General features: G+C 34.8%; 23 protein-coding genes. 4 read left to right on the forward strand and 19 right to left on the reverse strand.

The features are described 5' to 3' along the window. Window positions 1-4 precede the first annotated feature (4 nt). Window positions 5-721, reverse strand: coding sequence for a UMP kinase (pyrH, locus tag BKH45_RS08260; protein WP_095275014.1), 717 nt, complete (start codon window positions 719-721; stop codon window positions 5-7). Between the two features lie 63 nt (window positions 722-784). Next, a complete protein-coding gene (locus tag BKH45_RS08265; RefSeq protein WP_095275015.1) occupies window positions 785-2,080 on the reverse strand; it encodes an adenosylmethionine--8-amino-7-oxononanoate transaminase in 1,296 nt (431 codons plus the stop codon). Between the two features lie 155 nt (window positions 2,081-2,235). On the opposite strand from BKH45_RS08265, the gene BKH45_RS08270 reads away from it, so the two are divergent. The 3 genes from BKH45_RS08270 to ftsZ are packed head-to-tail and all read left to right on the forward strand — an operon-like array spanning window position 2,236 to window position 6,258. Further along, the gene (locus tag BKH45_RS08270) at window positions 2,236-3,684 is read left to right on the forward strand and encodes a peptidylprolyl isomerase (protein ID WP_095275016.1); all 1,449 of its coding nucleotides are present in this window, start codon (window positions 2,236-2,238) and stop codon (window positions 3,682-3,684) included. A gap of 9 nt (window positions 3,685-3,693) precedes the next feature. Then, complete coding sequence (ftsA, locus tag BKH45_RS08275) at window positions 3,694-5,088, forward strand: cell division protein FtsA (RefSeq protein WP_095275017.1); 1,395 nt, start codon at window positions 3,694-3,696, stop codon at window positions 5,086-5,088. A 24-nt stretch (window positions 5,089-5,112) separates the two neighbouring features. Beyond that, the gene (ftsZ, locus tag BKH45_RS08280) at window positions 5,113-6,258 is read left to right on the forward strand and encodes a cell division protein FtsZ (protein WP_095275018.1); all 1,146 of its coding nucleotides are present in this window, start codon (window positions 5,113-5,115) and stop codon (window positions 6,256-6,258) included. Between the two features lie 20 nt (window positions 6,259-6,278). On the opposite strand, the gene BKH45_RS08285 is transcribed toward ftsZ, so the two are convergent. The 10 genes from BKH45_RS08285 to BKH45_RS08330 form a co-directional block, all read right to left on the reverse strand. Next, on the reverse strand, window positions 6,279-7,859 hold the full coding sequence (locus BKH45_RS08285) for a sulfatase-like hydrolase/transferase (protein ID WP_095275019.1): 1,581 nt from the start codon (window positions 7,857-7,859) through the stop codon (window positions 6,279-6,281). Window positions 7,860-7,861: 2 nt separating this feature from the next. After that, window positions 7,862-9,739: an RNA polymerase sigma factor RpoD gene (gene rpoD, locus BKH45_RS08290; protein WP_095275020.1), complete on the reverse strand. Its 1,878-nt coding sequence runs from the start codon at window positions 9,737-9,739 to the stop codon at window positions 7,862-7,864. 100 nt (window positions 9,740-9,839) lie between these two features. After that, complete coding sequence (locus tag BKH45_RS08295) at window positions 9,840-10,607, reverse strand: carbon-nitrogen hydrolase family protein (protein WP_095275021.1); 768 nt, start codon at window positions 10,605-10,607, stop codon at window positions 9,840-9,842. A 2-nt stretch (window positions 10,608-10,609) separates the two neighbouring features. Beyond that, on the reverse strand, window positions 10,610-10,822 hold the full coding sequence (xseB, locus tag BKH45_RS08300) for an exodeoxyribonuclease VII small subunit (RefSeq protein ID WP_095275022.1): 213 nt from the start codon (window positions 10,820-10,822) through the stop codon (window positions 10,610-10,612). 15 nt (window positions 10,823-10,837) lie between these two features. Continuing rightward, window positions 10,838-12,226, reverse strand: coding sequence for a cation:dicarboxylase symporter family transporter (locus BKH45_RS08305; protein ID WP_095275023.1), 1,389 nt, complete (start codon window positions 12,224-12,226; stop codon window positions 10,838-10,840). Window position 12,227: 1 nt separating this feature from the next. Next, window positions 12,228-12,959 carry a bifunctional demethylmenaquinone methyltransferase/2-methoxy-6-polyprenyl-1,4-benzoquinol methylase UbiE gene (ubiE, locus tag BKH45_RS08310; protein ID WP_095275035.1) on the reverse strand — a complete coding sequence of 244 codons (732 nt, stop codon included), beginning with the start codon at window positions 12,957-12,959 and terminating at the stop codon, window positions 12,228-12,230. Continuing rightward, complete coding sequence (gene argH, locus BKH45_RS08315; RefSeq protein WP_095275024.1) at window positions 12,952-14,343, reverse strand: argininosuccinate lyase; 1,392 nt, start codon at window positions 14,341-14,343, stop codon at window positions 12,952-12,954. Before argH ends, ubiE begins: the two co-directional genes overlap by 8 nt. Before the next feature lie 8 nt (window positions 14,344-14,351). Beyond that, window positions 14,352-14,798 carry a protoporphyrinogen oxidase HemJ gene (hemJ, locus tag BKH45_RS08320; RefSeq protein WP_095275025.1) on the reverse strand — a complete coding sequence of 149 codons (447 nt, stop codon included), beginning with the start codon at window positions 14,796-14,798 and terminating at the stop codon, window positions 14,352-14,354. 1 nt (window position 14,799) lies between these two features. Then, window positions 14,800-15,387: a YigZ family protein gene (locus tag BKH45_RS08325; protein ID WP_095275026.1), complete on the reverse strand. Its 588-nt coding sequence runs from the start codon at window positions 15,385-15,387 to the stop codon at window positions 14,800-14,802. Beyond that, complete coding sequence (locus BKH45_RS08330; protein WP_095275027.1) at window positions 15,384-15,998, reverse strand: META domain-containing protein; 615 nt, start codon at window positions 15,996-15,998, stop codon at window positions 15,384-15,386. The genes BKH45_RS08325 and BKH45_RS08330 overlap by 4 nt, the downstream gene beginning before the upstream one ends. A 268-nt stretch (window positions 15,999-16,266) precedes the next feature. On the opposite strand from BKH45_RS08330, the gene BKH45_RS08335 reads away from it, so the two are divergent. After that, window positions 16,267-17,085 carry an outer membrane beta-barrel protein gene (locus BKH45_RS08335; protein WP_095275028.1) on the forward strand — a complete coding sequence of 273 codons (819 nt, stop codon included), beginning with the start codon at window positions 16,267-16,269 and terminating at the stop codon, window positions 17,083-17,085. A gap of 1 nt (window position 17,086) precedes the next feature. Here BKH45_RS08335 and BKH45_RS08340 read toward each other — a convergent pair whose 3' ends face one another. The 7 genes from BKH45_RS08340 to BKH45_RS08915 form a co-directional block, all read right to left on the reverse strand. Continuing rightward, window positions 17,087-17,428: a chaperone NapD gene (locus BKH45_RS08340; RefSeq protein ID WP_095275029.1), complete on the reverse strand. Its 342-nt coding sequence runs from the start codon at window positions 17,426-17,428 to the stop codon at window positions 17,087-17,089. A 16-nt stretch (window positions 17,429-17,444) separates the two neighbouring features. Then, the gene (locus BKH45_RS08345) at window positions 17,445-17,945 is read right to left on the reverse strand and encodes a 4Fe-4S binding protein (protein WP_180675718.1); all 501 of its coding nucleotides are present in this window, start codon (window positions 17,943-17,945) and stop codon (window positions 17,445-17,447) included. A gap of 1 nt (window position 17,946) precedes the next feature. After that, complete coding sequence (locus tag BKH45_RS08350; protein WP_095275031.1) at window positions 17,947-18,480, reverse strand: nitrate reductase cytochrome c-type subunit; 534 nt, start codon at window positions 18,478-18,480, stop codon at window positions 17,947-17,949. Window positions 18,481-18,482: 2 nt separating this feature from the next. Next, a complete protein-coding gene (gene napH, locus BKH45_RS08355; protein WP_095275032.1) occupies window positions 18,483-19,388 on the reverse strand; it encodes a quinol dehydrogenase ferredoxin subunit NapH in 906 nt (301 codons plus the stop codon). Then, complete coding sequence (napG, locus tag BKH45_RS08360) at window positions 19,388-20,152, reverse strand: ferredoxin-type protein NapG (protein ID WP_095275033.1); 765 nt, start codon at window positions 20,150-20,152, stop codon at window positions 19,388-19,390. The genes napH and napG overlap by 1 nt, the downstream gene beginning before the upstream one ends. A gap of 9 nt (window positions 20,153-20,161) precedes the next feature. After that, complete coding sequence (gene napA, locus BKH45_RS08365) at window positions 20,162-22,957, reverse strand: nitrate reductase catalytic subunit NapA (protein ID WP_095275034.1); 2,796 nt, start codon at window positions 22,955-22,957, stop codon at window positions 20,162-20,164. A gap of 136 nt (window positions 22,958-23,093) precedes the next feature. Beyond that, window positions 23,094-23,373: hypothetical protein (locus tag BKH45_RS08915; protein ID WP_180675685.1), on the reverse strand; the 280-nt coding region annotated here is incomplete at its 5' end.

Consider the following 23,373-nt stretch of genomic DNA (forward strand, 5'->3'; position numbering starts at 1 on the left):
GTTGTTATTTTACCACAGAGCAAACGCCATTATTATTTTTTATGATTTCTAATAAATTTCCTTTTTTAAACATATTGCACACCACAATAGGGAGTTTATTATCTTTAGCAAGGGCTATAGCTGTATCATCCATGACTTTAATATGATCTCTCAGGGCTTCATCATAACTCAACACATCCAATTTTTTAGCATCTAAAAATTTTTGAGGATCTTTATCATAAACGCCATCTACTTTAGTTGCCTTCACAATCATATCTGCAGCAATTTCAACCCCTCTTAATGTGGCTGCTGTATCTGTGGTAAAAAACGGATTCCCTGTTCCGGCTCCAAAAATCACGATCCGACCCTTTTCAAGATGTCTGATTGCCTTTCTATAAATATAGGCTTCACAAATTTCTTTGATTTCAATAGCGCTTTGAACTCTTACGTCCATGCCTATATGTTCAAGGGCTTCTTGCATAGCCACTGCATTAATCACAGTAGCTAACATACCCATATAATCACCGCTTGTACGTCGAATAATCCCTCCTGCTGAAGCGCTCACACCTCGAATAATGTTTCCCCCTCCAATTACGATCCCCACCTCAATATTATTTTGGACTAATACTTTAATTTCTCCTGCAATATAACCTAAAATTGAGCTATCTATTCCAAAACCATTTTCTCCTGCCATTGCTTCGCCTGAAAATTTCACCAAAACACGTTTCTTCTTTGTTTCCATTATAAAATTCCTTGTCTAGATTTAATTCCCTTTATCAATCAGGTAATTCTATAGGATTCTTACTTAATATTGAATTTGTTTAAAAATACTTTTGAGAGTATCAAATACAAATTCTACTTCTTCTTGGGTGATGACATAAGGGGGCATGAAATAAATCGTATTCCCCAAAGGTCGCAATAAAAGTCCTTTTTTTAATCCTGCTTCAAAAATTTCCAACCCTACCCTTCTTCCTTGCCCAAACCCTACCAAATCAAAAGCAAATACCATCCCTTGATGACGTATATTAGCAACAAAATCAAATTCCTTTAGCTTTTGGATAGTCCGGATAATAAATTGGGCAAGTATTTTGTTGTTTTCAATCACATTCTCTGTAGCAAAAATATCAAGTACAGCATTTGCACAAGCGCATGCTAAAGCATTTCCTGTGTAACTATGAGAGTGTAAAAATGCTTTTTGATCTTCATAAGGAGCATAAAATTTTCCATAAGTTTGATTAGATACCATGACAACAGATAAAGGCATATACCCGCCACTAAGTCCTTTTGAAAGACACAAAAAATCCGGAATCACTCCACATTGCTCATAAGCAAATAAACTCCCACTCCTCCCAAATCCCACAGCAATTTCATCAAAAATAATATAAATCCCCCTATCCCGACACATTTCGCAGGCTTTTTGAATGTAACCGGGAGCATACATATGCATATTTCCGGCACACTGGATAAGGGGTTCTAAAATAAAAGCAGCTATATTTTCCCCTTCAACATCTAAAATTCTTTCTAATGCTCTAAGCGCAACAAAAATATCCTCCTCGCTTTTTGGAACAGGAGTTTGCAAACATTCAATCAAAATTTGACTGTAAGTTTTTTTGTAAAGCTCTACAGCCCCAACCGATAATGCGCCAATTGTTTCACCATGATAAGAATTGCTCAAAGATAAAAATTTAGGGCGTTTCTTACCATCAAGCAAATGGGCATGATAACTCATTTTTAAAGCAACTTCTACACAAGAAGATCCATTGTCTGCATAAAAACATTTATCAAGCCCTTTTGGAGTGAGTTTTACCAAACGAGTAGAAAGCCTTACAATTTCTTCATGAGTGAAACCTGCCAAAATAACATGCTCAAGTTTGTCAATTTGTTCCTTGAGTTTGGAATTAATATAACTATTGCTATGCCCAAAAAGATTTACCCACCAACTGCTCACACAATCAATATAAGCATTCCCCTCAAAATCATACAGATAAACGCCCTTGCCACTCCTTATGGGTACTATAGGCAATTTTTCATGATCTTTCATTTGCGTGCAAGGATGCCAGATTGTTTGCATATCTAATTTAATAATTTCTTCTGTATTCATCATAATTCCTTAAGATTTTAATCCAAATAAAGCCTAATTTTAGCCATTTTTGATATAATCCCTCCATAAAAATAATAATAGAGTAAAATATTAAGCAATTTTTATAGAATTTTATAAAATTCTAAATAGATTATATTTAAGGACTTTTTAAAAAAATGATAGAATGGATGCAAAAACACAAAAAATACCTTGTAATCACCATATGGATAAGCACAATTGCTTTTATTGCAGCGGGTATGATTGGATGGGGTCAATATAACTTTTCTATTTCAGGAGATAGTATTGCCAAAGTAGGGCAAATAGAAATTAATGCTCAAGAATACAATCAAGAATATACCCGAATTTATAATGCCTATGCACAAGCATTAGGAAATGATTTTGATCAAGAACAAGCAAAAGCCATAGGATTAGATAAAATGGCAATAGAATTCTTAATCAACCAAGCTCTCTTAAGAAATTTTGCCCTTGATTTGGGACTCCGCATTAAAGATTCCGAAGTTATTGATGAAATTACCCATACAGATACCTTTCAAAACAATGGACATTTTGATGAAGTTCTGTATAAAAAAATTCTTCAAGACAACAACTATCGTCCTTCTGATTTTGAAAAAAATGTCCGAAACGCCCTCTTAATGCAAAAAATTACTGCCTTATTACCCGATACTATCACGCCTCTTGAGTTAGATAGCGTATCTTTAGCCTTCAAACTTCAAGACAAACTTGAAATATTGATTTTAGATACTAAAAATATCAAACCCAAAATTTCAGACACAGAACTCAAAGACTTTTGGACAAAAAATAAAAATGATTACCAAAATCCTGCACAATTTGAGATCCAATATATTTTTGTCAAATCCGGTGATGAATCCTTTAGTCAAACAGATCTTCAAAACTACTATAATGAAAATAAGAGTCTTTATCTTGATGATAAAGGTGAATTAGAAACTTTCAAACAAGCTCTAAAAAAAATCCAAAAAGATTTTCAAATGCAAAAAGCTCAATCCCAAGCTATTAAAGATTACTTGGCATTGAAAAAAAATGAAGCAAAAAATATTCAAAATAAAACGATCATTGAGAATACCCCCGGATATTCTACAGAAATTATGCAAGCACTTCAAAATGCTAAAATCAATGATACAATAAAACCTTTACCTTATGAAGATGGTTATATAACATTTAAACTTATTACCAAAAAAGATACTCATCCCAAAAGTTTTGAAGAAGCAAAACAACAGGCTCTAAAAGATTTGGAAGAAACAAAAAAGATGCAGCTCCTAAAGCTTCAAGCCCAAAATCAACTGGATAATTTTAAAGGCAAAAGTATTGGATTTGTTTCTGCTTTTAAAGGTAAAATTGAAGGATTGGATACCAATGAAACAGCTAGCCTTATCAAACAAGTTTTTAGTAGCCAAAAAAAGTCAAATTTTGCTATAATTAATCAAAAAGCAGTTCTATATCGCATTATAGATCAAGATTTCAAAGCCCCGCTTGAAGATGAAAATACTATAATGTTAATGACAAAGAACTTTAAAGCGCAATATTTTGATAAAATGTTGATAGATTATTTAAAACAAAAATATACTATCAAAAGATACCAATATTAGGAGGCAAATTTGAGTCATACAATACTCGGGATAGACATAGGCTCTAGCAAAATCTGTTCTATAATTGCCGAAGTAAAAGACGGTATCCCTCAAATCATTGGCACAGGCACTCAAAAATCACAAGGAGTGAAAAAAGGCGTTATTGTCAATATTGAGCTTGCCAGTAGAGCCATCAAAAATTCCATTAGTGATGCCAAAAGAATGGCAGGATTAGATAATATCAATAAAGCTATTGTGTCCATTTCCGGAGCTTACACCAAAAGCATCAATAGTTCAGGGGTTGTTAATATTCCCGGGAGTGAGATTGGTATTAAAGAAATTAGTCGCGTCCTTGAAACTGCTCTCTATAATGCTTCTATTCCTTCTGAATATGAAATTGTCCATGTGCTTCCTTATAAATTTAAACTTGATGATCAAGATTTTATTGAAGATCCTATGGGCATGAATGGGACAAGATTAGAAGTCTTTGTCCATATTGTTACTGCCCAACGTACAAGCTTAGAAAATCTAAAAAAATCTGTCCGCTTAGCCGGCATGGAAATTGAGAATATTGTCTTGTCTGCTTATGCCGCTTCTATTGCTGTGCTTAGTGATGACGAAAAAGAACTCGGGGTTGCTTGCATTGATATTGGAGGAAGCACTTGTGAGTTGATGATCTATGAGGGCAATTCCATGAAATATAATGATTTTTTGGGCGTAGGTTCTCATCATATTACAAGCGATCTGGCAATGGTATTAAACACTCATATTGCTGCTGCTGAAACAGTCAAAATTAATTATGGCAATCTTTCTTCTACACAAGAAACACCACAAAGAATTGAAGTACCCTCAATTGGGACAGATGATACCAAACATTTCATTACCTTAACAACCGCACAAGAAGTGATTCATTCACGCGTAGTGGAGACATTAAGCATATTGGCAAAATCTATTATCAAAAGCGGTCTTAAAGATCAACTTGGAGCAGGCGTTGTCCTTACCGGTGGCATGCTCAATATGTCAGGCATTGATGATATTGCAAGAGCAATTTTTCAAAGGATGCCCGTAAGAGTTGCTAAACCTATCGAAACAGCAGGACTCTTTGAGGAACTCAAAGATCCTGATAATTCTGTAGCTATTGGTCTGATATGGTATGGAGCAGGAAAATATACCAATTATGAAAAAGATTCTGAGAAAAATATTCGATATAAAAAAGATAAGTCAAATATCGATCCTACGCCTACTCAATATTCTCAACAAAGAAGTTTCATTGGAGCAGATCTTACAAATCTTAAGGAAGAAATTATGAAAAGTGAGCAGAAAATTCAAAAAAAAGATATAATTAATGATATAAATAGTGTTAATAGTGCTAAAAATAATAAGATAAGCAATATTTTTGCACGATGGGCGTCAAAATTATTCTAAGAAAGGTAAAAGAAAGGTAGAAAAATGGCACAAGAAAATATAAAGATAGATATACAAGAAATCCATACTACTAGCGGGGCAAAAATAACCGCAGTTGGCGTAGGAGGCGGAGGATCTAATATGATTGCTCACCTCATTTCAACCGGAGCTCATAAAGACATTGTCTTAGCAGCTGCCAATACAGATATACAACACTTAGATAGCTCTCCTGCACAAATCAAAATCAAATTAGGAGAAAAGCTAACAAAAGGATTAGGCGCAGGGATGTTGCCTGAAGTTGGTATGCAAGCTGCCCAAGAAAGTTTTGAAAATATCAAAGATGTCCTTTATAATTCAGATATTGTCTTTATTTCTGCCGGACTTGGAGGAGGGACAGGAACAGGTGCAGCCCCTATTATCGCTCAAGCAGCCAGAGAAGTAGGAGCTTTAACTATTTCTGTTGTAACAAAACCTTTTAAAATGGAAGGCAAGAAACGTGCCAAAATTGCCGAAGAAGGACTTAAAGAATTAAAAAAGGCAAGCGATGCTATTGTTGTGATTCCCAATGAGAAACTTCTATCAATTATCAGTAAAAATGCCGGGATTAAAGAAAGTTTCAAAGAAGTAGATAGTATTCTGGCTAGAGCTGTTAATGGCATTTCCGGAGTGATTCTTAATCATGGGGCAAATGACATCAATGTTGATTTTGCAGATTTAAGAACAGTCATGAATCATAAAGGACTTGCTTTAATGGGAACAGGTGAAGCAAGCGGAGAGAGTTCTGCGCTTGAAGCAGTCAAAAATGCTATTGAATCTCCTTTGTTTGATAATCTATCTATTAATGGTGCTATGGGTGTTTTGGTAAATTTTGAGATGAATCCGGAATATCCATTACTTGAAATTAATGAAGCAATGGGATTGATTGAAGAAGCTGCCAACGAAGAGGCTAATATTGTATTTGGAACAAGGAGTATCCCGGATATGCCCCTTGATCAAATCAGAGTAACCATTATTGCTACCGGATTTGAAAAACAAATTGTCGATAATCACCCCAAGGAACAAAACGAAATAGAACCTCTTTATATGAGACGAAATATTTCTCTTGATGCAATTAAAATAGTGAGTGGGGGGGAAGATTTCAGGCAATCTGAACTGGATATCCCTACAATTATGAGGAATCAGAAAGATTAATTCCTTAAATTTAAATTTTACTATTGAGTAATATCCAGATTTTTTTGATAAGCGCTTGTTTGAATATCCAATAGATGAAGTAGCGTATGGAATAAGTAATCCTGATTCAATAGTTTATCTTTTTTTGCAACAGATTTTTTATAATCTTCTTCAAATCCCTCTCCAAACCAAATCATTGAAGGAATGTGTTTTTGGACATCCGGAGCAAGAAAATAAGGCATTCCTCCATGCATATACTGTCCATATTCTCCAAGACTTTCTCCATGATCGCTTAAATACCACATGCCCACAGAAAAATTCTTTTTTGTCTTGAGCATTGTAACAATTTGATAAATAAAATAATCTGTATAAACAATGGAATTATCATAAGCATTTACTATATCTTGTTGTTTGCATTTTTGAAGCTCTTGATTTTCACAAACAGGAGTAAAAATTTCAAAATCTTTAGAATATCTTTTGTAGTAGTTAGCTCCATGGCTGCCATGCAAATTAACAACAATAAAGGAATTGTTTTGGGCATTCTTAATTGTATTTTTAATTTCTTCAAGCATGGCAGCATCTAAGCGACCGTCATTATAGTAACTAATATGCTTAATGCGATCGCACACATCTCCTATGCAAGGACCTCCATTGTTGCTAATCCAGTATGTTTCATACCCTACTCTTTGGGTAATATCTAAAATATTATCAATATACAAAGATTGATCTCTTTTTTTATAAGTTTGATGGGTATAATTTGTCAGCATACAGGGGATTGAAATAGCTGTAATAACACCACAGGAATAAAAATTTGTAAAATTTACCAAAGAATCCAGTTTCTTAGTATAAGGATTTGTATCTCTGGAATAACCATTTAAAAAATAATTCGCCCCCCTGGCGCTCTCTCCAATTACTAAAACAAAAATTTTCTTATGAAAATTGTCCAACTTTGCATCAAGCCCCACATGAGTAAATTCCGGTTTAGGTTGTGAAATATCTAATGCATAATCAATACCGGATCGAATCGGCGCGATAGGATTAAGAGTATAAATAATAATTTTAGAACTCTTGAAAGCAAAAATAATATTGCCTCCTTGCCAAAAATAAATCCCTATAATCATAATTATATAGAACCCTATAATACTTATTTTATTATAAAAACCATAGACAAAAGATAAAATAGGCTTGAATCTAATTATCCACAAACAACCAATAGGCAGAAGGATATACCCAATCAATACTCCTATTAAACCCACACTAATAAATTCTTTTGCCTCAGACAAATGGGTTTGGAATAAACTTGTAATGATCATTTTATTGATTGTAATATCATAGGATTTCATATAATATTGGCTTAGCCCTGCTATTACAAATAAAACACTCATTATCCACTTAGCGCTTATTTTTAAACTAATAAGCTCTATGGCTAAAGCCAAGATAAAAACATAGCTAACAAACACAATGCCTAAAAAAAATAATCCATCACCATCATTGTTCATGGCATATGAATAAATTTTTAGCCAAAAACTATCGTTATAGAGTCCTACCAAAACTACAGAAAAAATAAAAATAATCCAATGATAGGAAAAAGAATAAGAAAAAATTTGAGAGATTTTTTTCACTCTTACTCTTCAATATAATTTTTGAGTTTTCTACCTACTTTTGGATGTTTGAGCTTCTTAATGGCGCTTGATTCTATTTGTCTGACACGTTCTCTTGTTACATTTAATTCTTTGCCAATTTCTTCTAATGTCCGATCGCTTTCATCATCAAGCAATCCAAAACGCATACGAATCACAGCTTTTTCTCGATCATTGAGTTGATCAAGCACCTCATCAATCTGGACTTTAAGATCTTCTTTCATGATATATTCCATTGGTCCCATTGAATTTTTGTCTTCAACAAAATCTCCAAACTTACCATCATCATCATTTCCAATAGGCGCTTCCAGGCTAATGGGTTCTTTGGTAATTTTGATAACATTTTTTACTTTATCTACAGGTAAGCCAACTTCTTGAGCAATGATTTCAACATCAGGTTCTTTGCCATTTTCTTGGACATGCTTACGCATAATCTTATGGATACGATTAATGGTCTCAATCATATGAATAGGGATCCTAATAGTTCTTGCCTGATCTGCTATTGCCCTTGATATTGCTTGACGAATCCACCATGTGGCATAAGTAGAAAATTTAAATCCTTTTTTATATTCAAATTTATCTACAGCCTTCATTAAGCCAATATTTCCTTCTTGAATGAGATCTAAAAATGGCAAACCTCTATTGGTATATCGTTTTGCAATACTCACCACAAGTCTAAGATTTGATTTTGCCATTTTATTTTTAGCCTTATCTGAGATAGATTTTCCTCTTTTGATTTGTTCTAAAATCTCTTTGAGTTTCTCAGGATCTAAATCAAATCCTTCCTCACTGGCTTCTTTAGTTTGAAAGAGTTTTTTAAGCTCTACATACACACTTACCATCGTAGCTTCAGGAACAGACGCAGCAATATCATCTCGAGACATATTTGTAATATTTTCTAAGATTTTTTTATGATTTTCAACCAGCACTTCATTAAACAAAGGTAATTTATACTCAAGTCTTTTGAGCTCTCTTTCAAAACCATCGCCACTTTTAAGCGTATTTTCCATAGCCTTAACCAATTCATTGATAAGTTTGCTTGTAGGCCCCAAGTCAAGCAACCTATCTTTTAAAACCTGTTTTTTATGCGCTAGAGTTAAAATATATATCAACTCATCATCCTTGGGATTAGGTGTTATATCCAACACCTTTAACCAATCTTTTTTTGCTTTATCCAAGGCTTTGAAACTTTCTAAAACTTTTTCTACTCGCTTTTGATCTTTTTTTGTGATAGGCTTTTTATTTTCACTATCTTCCTCATCTCCCCCATCCTCATCTTCCTCATCTCCCCCATCCTCATCTTCCTCATCTCCCCCATCCTCATCTTCCTCTCCATCATCATCAAAACTCTTAAACAATTCCTTGACGCGTCTCTCGCGATTGATCAAAGCCTCTTTGTAGTCATAGATAAAATCAATCAAGTAAGGTACAGAACAAATAGCATCTAAAATGGTATTTTCACCTAACTCAATTTGTTTGCTGAGATCAATTTCTTCTTCTTTGGTTAAAAGTGGGATTTGCCCCATTTCTCTCAAATACATCCTTACAGGACTATCGCTACGACTCCATTCCAAAAGCTCTCTTTCTTTCATGAAATCAAATTCATTTTCAAGTTCTTCATCTAAGACTTTTCTTTTTTCTTCAGCAAGTTTAATCTCATCTCTTGTATTGAGTTTTTTTGCCAATTCTGAAGAGCTTACAAGAGATCTTTTTTGTTTTTGGGCAAGTTCTTTGATTTTTTTAATCTGGGCATTTGTAGGCGCTTTTTGTAGAATTTGAGCAATCTTTTCATAAGACACAAAGCCACTTTCAGATTCTTTAAATAAACTTTCAAGCTCTTGATTAATGATTTTTGCTGACATAATTTCCCTTGTAGATAGAATGAAGCAGTGATTTTATTATATTTATTAAGGAACAGGATTATACCCAAATATTTTCAAGATTTTCAAACAAAACCTAAAATCATCTGAAATTCCACTCTTTTACAAACTCTTCAATTTGTTCTTTTTCTATTTCCATACACAAAACTTCTTCTTTATCACCCAAACTATCTTCAATCTTTCCATTGGGCAAGGCAATAAAACTATCTCCATAAAATTTCCATTGATAGCCCTCTTGGGTATATTCTCCAATCCGATTAACCCGTACAACCATACAAGAATTAAAAAATGCCCTTGCTTTAGATAAGTCTCTCCATCTCCGGTTAGAACCAAATGTACTGGCAGTAGGTAAAAGCACTATATCTATGCCTGCATTTTTAAGTTTAAGCCATATTTCATCAAAATGCAACTCAAAGCCAAACAAAACTGCTAGCTTCATCCCGTCTTTTTCAAATGTATAAGGGAGTTTAAAAGTCTTTGTTTTAGGATTATTAAAAAATGCTTCCTCATTCCAATGAGGATAGGCTATTAATCGTTGTTGCATATAGAATTCTGTAGTTTTGGCATCAATGATAGCAATTTTTTTATAAATTTTTTTTTCATCGCCACACAATACCGGCGCAATGATATACAAATCATATTTTTTAGCCAACTTGGCTAATTGAGTTAATTTATTTGCAGTAGTCTTATTAACAATATCTCTAGGAGCATCTTTGAGCTCATGGAAAAAAAGATTCAAAACATATTCTCCAAGCACCACTACAGATCCTTTCTTGATAGCTTTCAAATAAGTAGATAACTTTTCTTCTTTTAGAGGAAGCGTAGGGAGTTGCAAAATGGCTAAATTCATTTTTATTCCTTATCTTGGAAATTATGCAATTGAAGTTCTTGATATTGTATTTGAGCATCTTCAAGCATTTTTTGAGCATCTTTGAGTTCTGTCATCCCCTCTTTATAGAGATTCAAACCTTCTTTAAGATTAAGATTTTGAGCATTAAGCTTATTTAAAATATCTTTGATCTTATCAATCCTCTTTTCAAAACTTATTTCTTCCACGACTTCCATGATACAGAATCCTTTTTAGTGATTGTAAATTTTTTTATCCAATGTCCCTAATTCTTTATCAGCGCAAACTGCTGAAGTCATCGCGCCGGATACGTTGCTTAACGTGCGTGCCATATCAAGAATAGGATCAATTGCAAGCACGATGGCTAATAAACCAAAATATTCGCCAAATCCAATCCCTGTAAGCATGATTGATGTTGCCATTGTAGCAACACCCGGTATCCCCGCAATCCCCAAAGATCCCAAAACTGCCACTACAACAACCATCACCACAAAACTAACATCGACAGGCACGCCCACAATATTAGCAATAAAAACTGCTGTCATTGCCGGAAAATACCCTGCACATCCATTTAATCCAACCGTGCTGCCCAAAGAAGCAGTAAAATTAGCTGTGCCCGCATTTACTCCAAGCTTATTGGACAAGGTTGAAATTGTCAAAGGTAGGACTGCCATTGAAGATCTGCTTGTAAAAGCAAGCAAAAGCACATCTAAAGTTTTTCTAAAATAAGTCCAAGGATTCAAACCATGGAACATAATCAATAAAAGATGTACTCCAAACATAATAAGCATCGCCAAATATACCAAACCTACAAACAGCATCGCATCTTTGATCGCCCCAAATCCGTTAGAAATCAATGTCCCACCCATCAAACATATAACCGCGTAAGGCATAAATCGAATTACAAACAAAGTCATTATCATCACAATTTGATAACCTGCCTCAATCAAATCATCAAAAGTTTTAGATATTTTTTCAAATTCTTTTTTCTTTGCAATCGCTCTGGCTCCAAAGCCAATAAAGAAGGTCAAAATTACAATCCCTATGATATTATCTCTACTCATAGCTCCAACAGGATTGCTAGGGATTAATCCAAGCAAAACATCTACAAATGTTTTTACTTCTCGAATTTGTTTATCGCCAATATAAGCGCCGGAATTTTCTCCCAAACCAAAATTTAATGCCAAAATAATCCCCACGCTTGCTGCAATAGCCGTGGTGAATAAAAGCCAAAAAATTGAGCGACTCAGCAATGCGCGCAAGTTGATCCCATTATCAATACGCAAAATAATCCTAATCATTGAAAACAAGATAATAGGGATAACAAGCATCTTGATAAAACCTACAAAAGCCTTTCCAAAAAGCCCAAACCAAACCTTAATTTCAACAAGCCATGCAATATGGTGTATTTGGTCTGATGAAGGATAGCCTGCAATACTTTGGAGTCCTATCCCAAAACCAAGCCCCATAAAAAGACCTATTAGCATCCTTATAGAAAAACTAAAGTTCTTTTTCTGCAAAATCCACAACAGATAAAAACATACAGCTAAAATTCCCAAAGTAGCCCATGTTATAGGCTCTGAAAGCGCTAAAAAACTATTTAAAAAAACTTTATCATTCATTTTATTGTTTTACTCCAATTAATAAGGTTGAAATATTTGCGCTATAACCTTTAATAAATTTTGTATCTACTCCGATTTTATTTAACTCTTCTTGAAGCATTTCCACACTCAAGAAACTTTCTATAGAATTGGGTAAATACCGATAAGCTTTGTAATTATGCGATACCAAGCCACCCACAAAAGGCAAAATCTTTTTCGTATAAAACCCTGTTATTTTATCCAAAAAATTCTCTTTATTTTTTTTTGTGAATTCAAGAATCACCAAAACTCCTCCCTTTTTCAAAACTCTTTGAAATTCCCTTAAGGCTGCTTGAATATCCACCACATTCCTAAGTCCATAAGCAATAGATAAAATATCTATACTTTCTGATGGGATAGGATCAAGATTCTTTGCTTCTCCTAAAAAAAGCTCTATCTCATGTGATTGTATTTGATCTTTAAGTTTTTCTTGTGCAATTTGGAGCATCCCACCGGAAGGATCAATGCCAATGATTTTTCCAAGCGATTTGCCAAACTTATGCGCATTTTTTTGCCAATGCAAAATCATATCTCCGGTTCCACAAGCAACATCAAGTATAGTTTGTATTTTTAAATCTTCTATATATTCAAAAGCTTTTTTGCAAGCTTGCTTTCTCCATTTTATATCAATCCCCAAACTCAAAATACGATTAGCACTATCATAAGTAGGGGCAATTTGATTAAACATTTCAATAATTTGTTTTTGTTTATCCATTCTTTTTCTCATTTATCCATTTTTTTAGTATTTGGATTTGTTCTTGTGTCCTCATGCTTGATGTTCCTCCTAAGCTATTTCTGGCATTCATAGAGGTTTTAAGATCTAAGACTTTCTTGACTCCATGCAAATCCAAAGAAGTAAGTTGGAGGATTTCTTCTTCTTCTAATTCGCTAATATCCACACCTTTTTTTTCTGCATAAGCGACAATAACTCCTGTAATATGATGAGCTTCTCTGAAAGGAAGATGATTTTTAAAAACCAAAAAATCTGCCAAATCTGTTGCAGTCAAATGCCCTATTTTTGCCATTTTTAACATATTATCAGGATGAATTTTCATCGTAGCAATCACTGCTTTTAAAATATCCAAAGAAATTAAAGTTGTTTTTATACTATCAAACACGCCCTCTTTGTCTTCTTGAGTATCTTTATTGTAAGCTAATGGCAAGCCTTTCATTACTGTAAGCAAGGCTATCAAATTACCAAAAACTCTCCCGCTTTTTCCTCGCAAAAGCTCCGGGACATCAGGATTCTTTTTCTGTGGCATGATAGAACTTCCTGTAGAATAGGCATCTGAGAGTGTGATAAATTTAAATTCATAGCTACTCCATAGCACTAACTCTTCAGCAATTCTGGAAATATGCATAAAAAGCATTGAAATATCATAGAGCAAATCCAGGGCAAAATCTCTTTCACTCACTGTGTCCATAGCATTTAAAGTAGGAGCGCTAAATCCCAATTCCTTTGCCATCATTTCTCTATCATTTCCATAAGGTGTGCCTGCCATTGCCCCTACACCTAAAGGTAAATAATTATTACGAATAAAACTATCACTAAAACGCCAATAATCTCTTTGAAAATTTGCACACCATGCAACCAAATGAAAACCTAAATTAACAGGTTGAGCATGTTGGAGGTGTGTCATACCGGGCATAATTGTCTGTGTATGCGCACAAGCAATCCCAAGAATAGCCTCCATGAGTTCTAATATTTTAGTTCTTATGATTTGATTGTATTCCAAAACATAAAGTCTAAAATCAAGGGCAACTTGATCATTACGACTTCTGCCGGTATGGAGTTTTTTCCCTGCTTCTCCAATAAGAGCAATCAAAGCAGATTCAATGGCCATATGAATATCTTCATCAGCAATTTTAAATTCAAATTCACCCTTTTGAATCTGATCCTTAATATGTTCAAGCCCTCTAAGAATAGCCTCGTATTCATCTTTTTTTAAAATACCAATATTTAAAAGCATTTTTGCATGCGTAACAGATCCCAAAATATCTTGTTCCCAAAGCTCTTGATCAAAGCCAATGGAAGCATTAAACATATCCAACAAATTACTGCTTTCTTCTTTGAATCTCCCACCCCATAATTTTGCCATTATTCCTCCTAAAATGCTTTAGTAACTGCACAAATAACAATCACTATCAAACATAACGTGGGGATTTCATTAAAAATTCTAAAAAATCTCCCGCTTCTAAGACAAACATCATTGTCAAAAGCCTTTATATATCTCCCGCACATAAAATGATAAACCAACAAAATCACCACGAATAACAATTTTACATGCAACCAACCTCCTGTTTGAAATAATTGGGGTTGTATTCCAACCATCAAAATACCCGTTAGAATTGTAACAATCATTGCAGGATGCCCAATAAATAAATAAAGTTTCCTTTCTTGAATCTTTGCAATGCGTATATAGCTTTGATTATCTTTATTTTCTGCATGATAAACAAACAATCTGGGCAGATAAAAAAGCATTGCCATCCATGAGACAAAACCAATGACATGAATCGCCTTGATCCACAAATAATACGTGCTCAAAAATTCCATTTTAGCTCCTGAATTTTAAATCTTGATCATAGACTATCAAAAACGCTTCAATACTTTGAATTTCTCCACATAATTCAATCTCTACAGATTTTTGTAAAAAAACTTTCTTTTTGATCTCTATCTTAAATTTTTTTGCTAAATATTCCAACCTTCCCGACAAAGAATAAACGCATTCTAAATTGATAGTTTTACAAAATTCAAAAGGAATGAATACCTGTGTTTTTTTGGCTAAATCCACACATAAAAGCACACTTTTTGTATAAGCCCGCACTAACCCCCCTACTCCCAAAAGAATACCTCCAAAATACCGCACCACAATAAGCCCTATATTGATTAAATTTTCTCCTCTAAGCACATTCAAGATAGGCATACCTGAACTCCCTTTTGGCTCGCCATCATCACTGAAACGCTCATGAACTTGTCCTTGATTTAAAATCCGATAAGCATAAACAAAATGGGTGGCTTTATGATGAGAGATTTTCAATTCCTTAAGCTTCTCTTCAAACAATTCATAAGGAATCAAAAACCCCAAAAATTTTGAACCCTTCAGTTGAAATTCAGAACAAACAAGAGTCTTTAATGTATTCATTGAAGATATATCTGCATTTTACCATTATCCAGGACCATTGAAGTTTTATTTTTGGTAACTTGAAATAACCCGTTAAAATTCCTCATAAATCTGAATTCAAAACTCATCAACTCATCAGGAGTACATAGTTTCCTTGTCATTCCTGTGTTGCCCACTTCAAGTTGTTGGCTATCTCTCCATGCATAACTCGCAAAATAATTATTACACCCTGCAATCCCATAAATACGATGTTGTGATTGATCAAAAATCATTGTAGAGATCTCATTGATGTCCAAAAACTGCTTTTGGTTATCTTTGGGATCAGATTGTTTTTGAACTTCTTCAGCAGAATCAGGGAGGGCAGTATTTGTTTCCGGTAGCAAGGGCTGTATGGTTTGGGTATCTGTCATGGCTTGTATTGCATCTTGTTGGGCTTGTTGGGGATCTTCTTCTTTAGACTCTGTATTTTTCATGGCTTCTGCCTTTAAAGACTGAGGGGAGAGATACTCTTTACCATCTACTACAATTTTCTCTATCTGCCAATGGGTGCGATCAATCTTACCCTCAAACATATTCCATACTGAACAACCACTCAAAAATACAATTGCTATTGCTAATCCAACAAACCTCATTTGCTCTTAAACTCCTCAATCTATAATGACTTTTGCTAGCAAAAATAATACCTAAACCTTGATAACAAATCAAAACCCACTTAAAATCTCATTCTATATTTAAGTCAAATAGATTTTATCAAAAAATTAAATTTTGACAAATTTATGATATGTTACAAAAAGTAAATATATATTAAAATATTTTAAAATTTTTATAAGTTTAATTTTTTACATATCTTTTTATAAATACAATCAGTCCTTAATTATTGTCAAAATTAAAGGAGATTCAATGAATAAATTTTATGCTTCCATTACAATGGTTTCTTTGATAGCAAGTCTATCTTTGGGTATGGATGAAAAAGCAAAAACAGGATTTTTTGGAGGGTTAGATTTGAGTGTGGCAAATTACCACTATAGCGATTTGCCCGACCTTGCAGGAATTGCAAGTAGCAGTGCAAGTGGTGCAAAACTTAGCGAAGTTATTGTTGGTCCTCAATCACGATCATCTTTTAACTATGGTCTTAAGGGCGGGTATCAATTTTATTTCACCCCTAAGCATGGAGTGCGCGCAACAATCCACTTCCTTATGGGGAATTATAATGGCGATCAAAAAGCAATGATAAGCCCAACTAGTGGGGGAGGAGGCACAAGCACTAGTGGTATAAGTATCTCTAATACAGGGAGTGTCAGTTATTTTGGTCTGCGTTATGGAGTGAGTGTAGATTATCTTTATGATTTTTATAATTCTGATAAATCAGCCATAGGTCTCTCAGCCGGTTTTGGTTATGAATTGGCTAATTATGTTGGAGGTAAAGCCAAAAATGTAGCAACAACTCCTCTCGGGGATAAAATTACTGAAGCAAAAAATTCTCTTTTTGGCACGGGCACTTATCTCAATCTGGGGACTCATTATTATTTCACCCATTCTCAAATTGAATTTGGGCTCAAAATTCCTTTTAATACGTTTGGTTCAGATTCTTATGTCGCTAATGGCGCTACAAAAAACACAAGCGTCGATCCAAAAACTTCAAAAGCTTCAGTGGGCTATGAATATGGATTTTTGACTGTATATCCCTCTGTGCATCTTAACTATACTTATCGCTTCTAGATTATTTTTTTTCCAGCCAAGAACTAATGCTCCCTCTATAGCGGACGTTTTTGGCATCAATATTTTCAATTTTTTGTGCCAGTTGATGTGGTTGCAATGGCTTTTCAAATTCCTCTTCGGAATAGCTATAGTGCATTTTAGCGCTCAATACTCCTTGAATTTGTTCTATTTTTTGCAAACTCTCAATCTCTTTGCCAACATCTTGGGCACTAATTACAGCAATGATAGTAGCAACTTTTAGATCACATAAGGATACCTCTACTCCATCAATACACCCTAATGCCATCATAACCTTATCCCAATACTTTGAATCTACTTTAATAATAATACTTGAAATATTCATTATTTTTCTCCAAATTCTAACTTTTTTTATCTTTTAGGGCTATTACCTGAATACTTCCTTGTGGGCATCTGGAAATACACAACCCACAACCTGTGCAAGTCTCCAAGACATGCGGGTAAAACATACCTGCAAATTTTATAGAACCATTACAAATATCTTTGCATGAAGAACAAATAACCCCTTGATATGCAAAACAAGATAATTCCATAATCTCTGCCCTTCCTAAAATCTTATCTTCCAAAGAAGAATCCAAAACTCCCTCTTCTTCGTGATATTCTTCACAAATTTGAGCGCATTTTTTACAAAAAATACAACCGTTTGATTGAAAATCCAAATAAGGTATAGCACCTTTTTGTTTTATAATGATTTTTTCTTCACATACACTCACACATTCACCTTCACATTGTGCGCAAAATTCACTAGAATTTTTCTCATAAGGAAGAAAGAGGACATTAGGAGTTTTTGGAATAAATACTTCCCTCCAAGAAGTTTTTTTGGAAGTTTTTTTAAAGAGCACTCTATTTGACTCCTTCATTAATCACATCAAGCAAATTAGATCTTGATTTAGCTCTTTCGGACTTAAATACAGGTGTAAAATTATTTTTTACCAAAGGCTTAGCATTTGCTTGAGGCACGTGGCATTGGGTGCAATTATAACGACTTTGGGCTATGCCATCTTTGATTGCATGGTGATTTCTCAAATCATAGGTATGAGATTTGGGCACAGGAGTTGCTCCAACTGATTGTGCTACATCAGGAGCATGACAGCCCAAACACATATTATTATCCTGAGTAATATCTAACATCCCCTCTGTATCATGTGGGATAAGTGGAGGGGCATTTTCATAAGAACGCTCAATTTTTTGACTCTCTCCGGCAGGCGATGTACTGTATTGATAATCGCTGAGTGAAACATCTTTTTCATCAGAAACAGGAGCTTTTCTAAGCCCTAAGTCTTGAGCACTCACTTCATTTACTTCTTCTTGTGTATCTGATGAACAAGCTACCATCAACCCTGCTACCACAATCAATCCTAATATTTTAAACTTCATTATTATCTCCTTTTAATTAAATTAACTATTCCATACTGCAATGCTTTATCATCACACACTTCAATACATCTGCCACATTTAATACAAGCCATATCAGCGACAGCACTGCTGTGTTTGCCTACCATATGCAATACTTGATTTTCTGAACATACCTGCACACATTTCATACATCGTGTGCATTTATCAAAATCATATTTCACACGCCAAATACTATACTTGCCAATCAAGCTAAAAATAGCTCCTACCGGACAAATGTGCCCACAAAATCCATTTTTTAACAACAATAAATCAAACAAAAAAACCACCAACACGCCCAAAAACCCTATTCCCATTCCAAAAACAATACCCCGATAAAGCATTCCAATAGGGTTTATCATTTCAAAAACAGCTACACCAAAGACAAAACTAAGCAACAAACTTAAAAATAAAACACCATATTTAGCATTTCGATTTAATTGAATTTGCTTGGGCAAATAACTCAAACCCGTGATTCTTCTAAGATAACCTGCCAAATCTGTTGCCAAATTCAAAGGGCAAACATAACTACAATAAGCCCTTCCAAAAAATACCCCATAAACAACGATCACAAGAAGCAATCCCAGATAAATATCCCATGCCAAAACCCCTCCTGCCAAAATCAACTCCAATGCTCCAAGAGGATCACTCATTGGAATGACTCCAAAGATTTTAGAACTACTTAAATTTCCCTGCAAAATAGGTAAAAAAGTTGTTTTTGTTTTTCCTATGGCTAAATTTTTACCCTCATAATCAAAGCCGCCGATATTGCCTTGATAAACTATGTGAGACTTCCCTAACACTGATATCCACGAAGCATTACCTAAAAAAAATAAAATCAAAATCCCAATCTGAAAAATACGTCTAAGAATCAAAAATCTATATTTAACCATCACAATCCCCCATTATTGAGATAATCTGTCGGATTATCCGAGGATCTTTTGATGTTTATAGGGGTATGTCTATTTTCATCTTCTACCCATGTCTGAATATAGCCCGGCGCTGTTTTTCCAAGCACAAACTCATGGGGCAAAACCCTAATAGATGCAACCTGAGTTATACATGCTTGCTCACATTTGCCACATCCGGTACAAATGCCATTATCTACCATCGGAAGCAATAAGGCGTGCTTATGTGTATTTTTATTTCTTTTATATTCCAAATACAAAGCCTTATCTATCAAAGGACAGGCACGGTAGCACGCATCACATTGAATACCCCCATAGGCAATACAATGTTTTGTATCAATGATGGCTACACCCATTCTTGCTTGATTAATATTGAGACTATCTCCATCTTTAAGAAGATTTTTATCCAAAGCACCACTAGGACAAGCCTTCAAACAAGGAATATCCTCACACATATAGCAAGGTATTTCTCGTGGAGTAAAATATGGAATACCCACAACAATACCATCTTGAGGCTGCGCAAGCTTCAGAGTATAATAAGGACAAGCTTCTACGCACATGCCACACTTAATGCAGCTTTTTAAAAACTCATCTTTTTGCCTAGCTCCCGGAGGAAGTAAAAAAGGTGCGGATGCTTTCGCCTCATGAACATATGCGCTCCACACCAATCCCCCTACTGCTATCATTCCGGCAGTCTGAAATATTTTGACAAGATTTTTGCGTCTGCTTAAATCAAAGCCTTTTTTCATTGCAAACTCTTAGGCTTTATAGACTTTAACAGCACATTTTTTAAAATCTGTCTGCTTTGATAATGGACAAGTTGCGTCTAAACAGACTTTATTGATATAAACATTTTCATCAAACCAAGGGATATAAACAAGTCCTTTTGGAGGTTTATTCCTGCCTCTTGTATCAATCCTTGCTTTTACTTTTCCTCTTCTACTCTCTACCCAAATTACTTCATCTTGTTTAAATCCATTTTTACTTGCATCATCGGGATTCATATAACACAAAGCCTCAGGCATTGCACGATAAAGCTCCGGAACTCTCATTGTCATTGTCCCACTATGCCAATGCTCTAACACCCTACCCGTAGCAAGCCACATTGGATATTCAGAATCCGGCATTTCACAAGGATCCATATAAGGACGGAAAAATATTTTTGCTTTATTTTTAATAGAAACTTTTTGCTCTGAAGGCTTGAATAAATCACCCTTTAGCATAGAAGCATCTTTGTGCCCATAAAAAACAATTTCTTTTCCATCACCATATTTTCTTGCATAAGGATCGTATTTGGCATTAAATCTCCAGGGTGTTTCTTTTCCATCTACTACAGGCCATTTTAACCCTCTAACCTTATGATAAACATCAAACATAGCTAAATCATGTCCATGTCCAATTCCAAATTTACGATACTCTTCCCAAAGATATTTCTGAATAAAAAATCCATACCCGGAAAAAGGCTTACCATCAGAACCCAAAACATTTCTTTCATCTCCAAATACTTCAGAATTCAAAGCTCCATTTTGAAGCAAAGGCTCTTGGATACTAAACTTTTTGGCATCTTCGTTAGCAAAAAGCACTTCAAAAAGTGTTGTATTCGGAGTATATCCCATACTTTTTGCCTCATCTAAGACCGGTTGCATACCAAGATCTTTATATTCTTTATTCCAAACATCTTTAAGTTTAAATCGCTTAGCAAATTCTAGAATCTGCCATGTATCACTCATCGCATTTCCTTGTGGAAGAACTTGTTGTTTCCAATGCTGTGATCTCCGCTCTGCATTTCCATAAGCACCCCATTTTTCATAAATCATTGCAGTAGGCAAAATCAAATCAGCTACTTTGGCAGAAATGCCCGGATAACAATCACTCACAATAATAAAATTATCCATTTCTCTAGCAGCCTTTATCCAATGATTAGCATTGGCAGTATTTTGCCAAGGATTATTGACTGCCACCCAAAGCCACTTAATCTTGCCATCTTCCAAATCTCTCATCATTGTAAGATAAGGAGAACCCGGCTTTGGATTGATAGTACCCTGTGGCAAATGCCAAATTTTTTCAGCAATTTCGCGATGTTTTGGATTGGTAACAACCATATCTGCAGGCAAACGATGCGCAAAAGTCCCTACTTCTCTTGCAGTCCCACAAGCGCTTGGTTGTCCTGTCAAAGAAAAAGCTCCATTTCCGGGTTTAGCTTGTTTGCCAAGAAGCATATGTACCATATAACTTTGTTCATTTACCCAAGAACCTCTTTGGTGTTGATTAAATCCCATTGTCCAGAAACTCACAACTTTGCGATTTTTTTCAATATATAAATTTGCAAGATCTTGAAGTTTCTTTTTAAAGCTTGCTAAATCTTCATCTTCATTACCCTTAGCAAGTTTGGCAACAAAATCCAGAGTATAAGGTTCTAAAGCCTTTTTAAATTCATCAAAACTAATTTCCCAATGAGCATCTGCTTTTGAAGCATCCATTTTCATTTGTTCCCCGGCTTTGAGACCCAGATATTGTAATGCAATAGCTTCATTTTCACTCACTGCTTTTGAAACTTCTTTGGCTACAATTTCTTTCTCTTTGGAATTGAAACCTTTGTGATTAGGATCATTTCTCATTCCATAGCCAATATTGACAAACCCGGTGCTAAAAACACAATTTTGTTTAACAAATTCATTATCAATCGCCTCAGGGTGATTATAAACGATTTCTCTAGCAATATAATTCCAAATAGCCAAATCTGTAGATGGTCTGAATACAATCTCAATATCTGCCAAATCTGAAGTTCGATTAGTGAAAGTAGTTAAATTAACAAGCCTTACTTTTGAGGCATCACTGAGTTTCCTATCGGTAACGCGACTCCAAAGAATGGGGTGCATTTCTGCCATATTCGCTCCCCAAGTAATTACAGTATCGGTTAGTTCAATATCATCATAGCAACCCGCAGGTTCATCAATCCCAAAAGTCTGCATGAACCCAATTACTGCACTCGCCATACAATGTCTGGCATTTGGATCAATATTATTACTTCTAAAACCTGCTTTCATTAATTTTAAAGACGCATAACCCTCAGGAATCGTGTATTGACCACTTGCCATTAATGCTACTCCTGCGGGTCCATAAGCATTATAAGTCTTCCTAAATTGCTTTTCCATCTCATCAAAGGCTCTCTGCCAACTAATAGGGGCAAAATTTCCTTTTTTGTCAAATTCACCTTTTGTATTCATACGCATAAGAGGTTGATTTAAGCGATCAGCTCCATACATGATTTTGGCACAAAAATATCCTTTTATGCAATTCAATCCCCGATTTACCGGAGCTTTAGGATCTCCTTTGACAGCCACAATTTTCTTATCTTTTGTAGCTACCATAATCCCACAACCTGTTCCACAAAATCTACAAGTTGCCTTATCCCATTTCCAATCTTTTTGTGCTATATCTGCTTGAGCATGAAGCATATTTGGAATTGCTATCCCTACGCTAGATGCTGCAGAAGCTATGGCTGCTGCCTTAATAAAATCCCGTCTTGATAAACTTTGTTGTTTTGAAGTCATTGTTTCTCCTAGAGTTATTGGTATTTAAAATACTCTAGTTAATATTCTATAACGCGTAAGATTCAAAGTGCTTGACTCATATCAACCTGCTTTAATTTTCTCCTATCCTTATCTCTTACTCTATCTTACTTTGATTTTATTGTATTTTTCTTGCAGGACGCATACTTTGCCATTTAGGATGAGATTTTATTTGAAGTTGGTATTTTTGTTTTTTGTTTTGCTCTTCTTGGAGTTTTTTTTGTTTTTCTTTTTTTTCAATCAAATCTTTTTTGTCGATGGTTTTAGGGTCATAATGATTATTCTGATAAAAACTATCACTCTTTGGGGATGGGATTGATTCATAAGGTTTAAATACATTTTTAGGTCTTGCTTTTTGGGTTTGATTGACTTGGGGTCTGTAATTGAGTGATTTGTAT

This window comes from Helicobacter sp. 11S03491-1, assembly GCF_002272835.1.
Classification (GTDB): domain Bacteria; phylum Campylobacterota; class Campylobacteria; order Campylobacterales; family Helicobacteraceae; genus Helicobacter_J.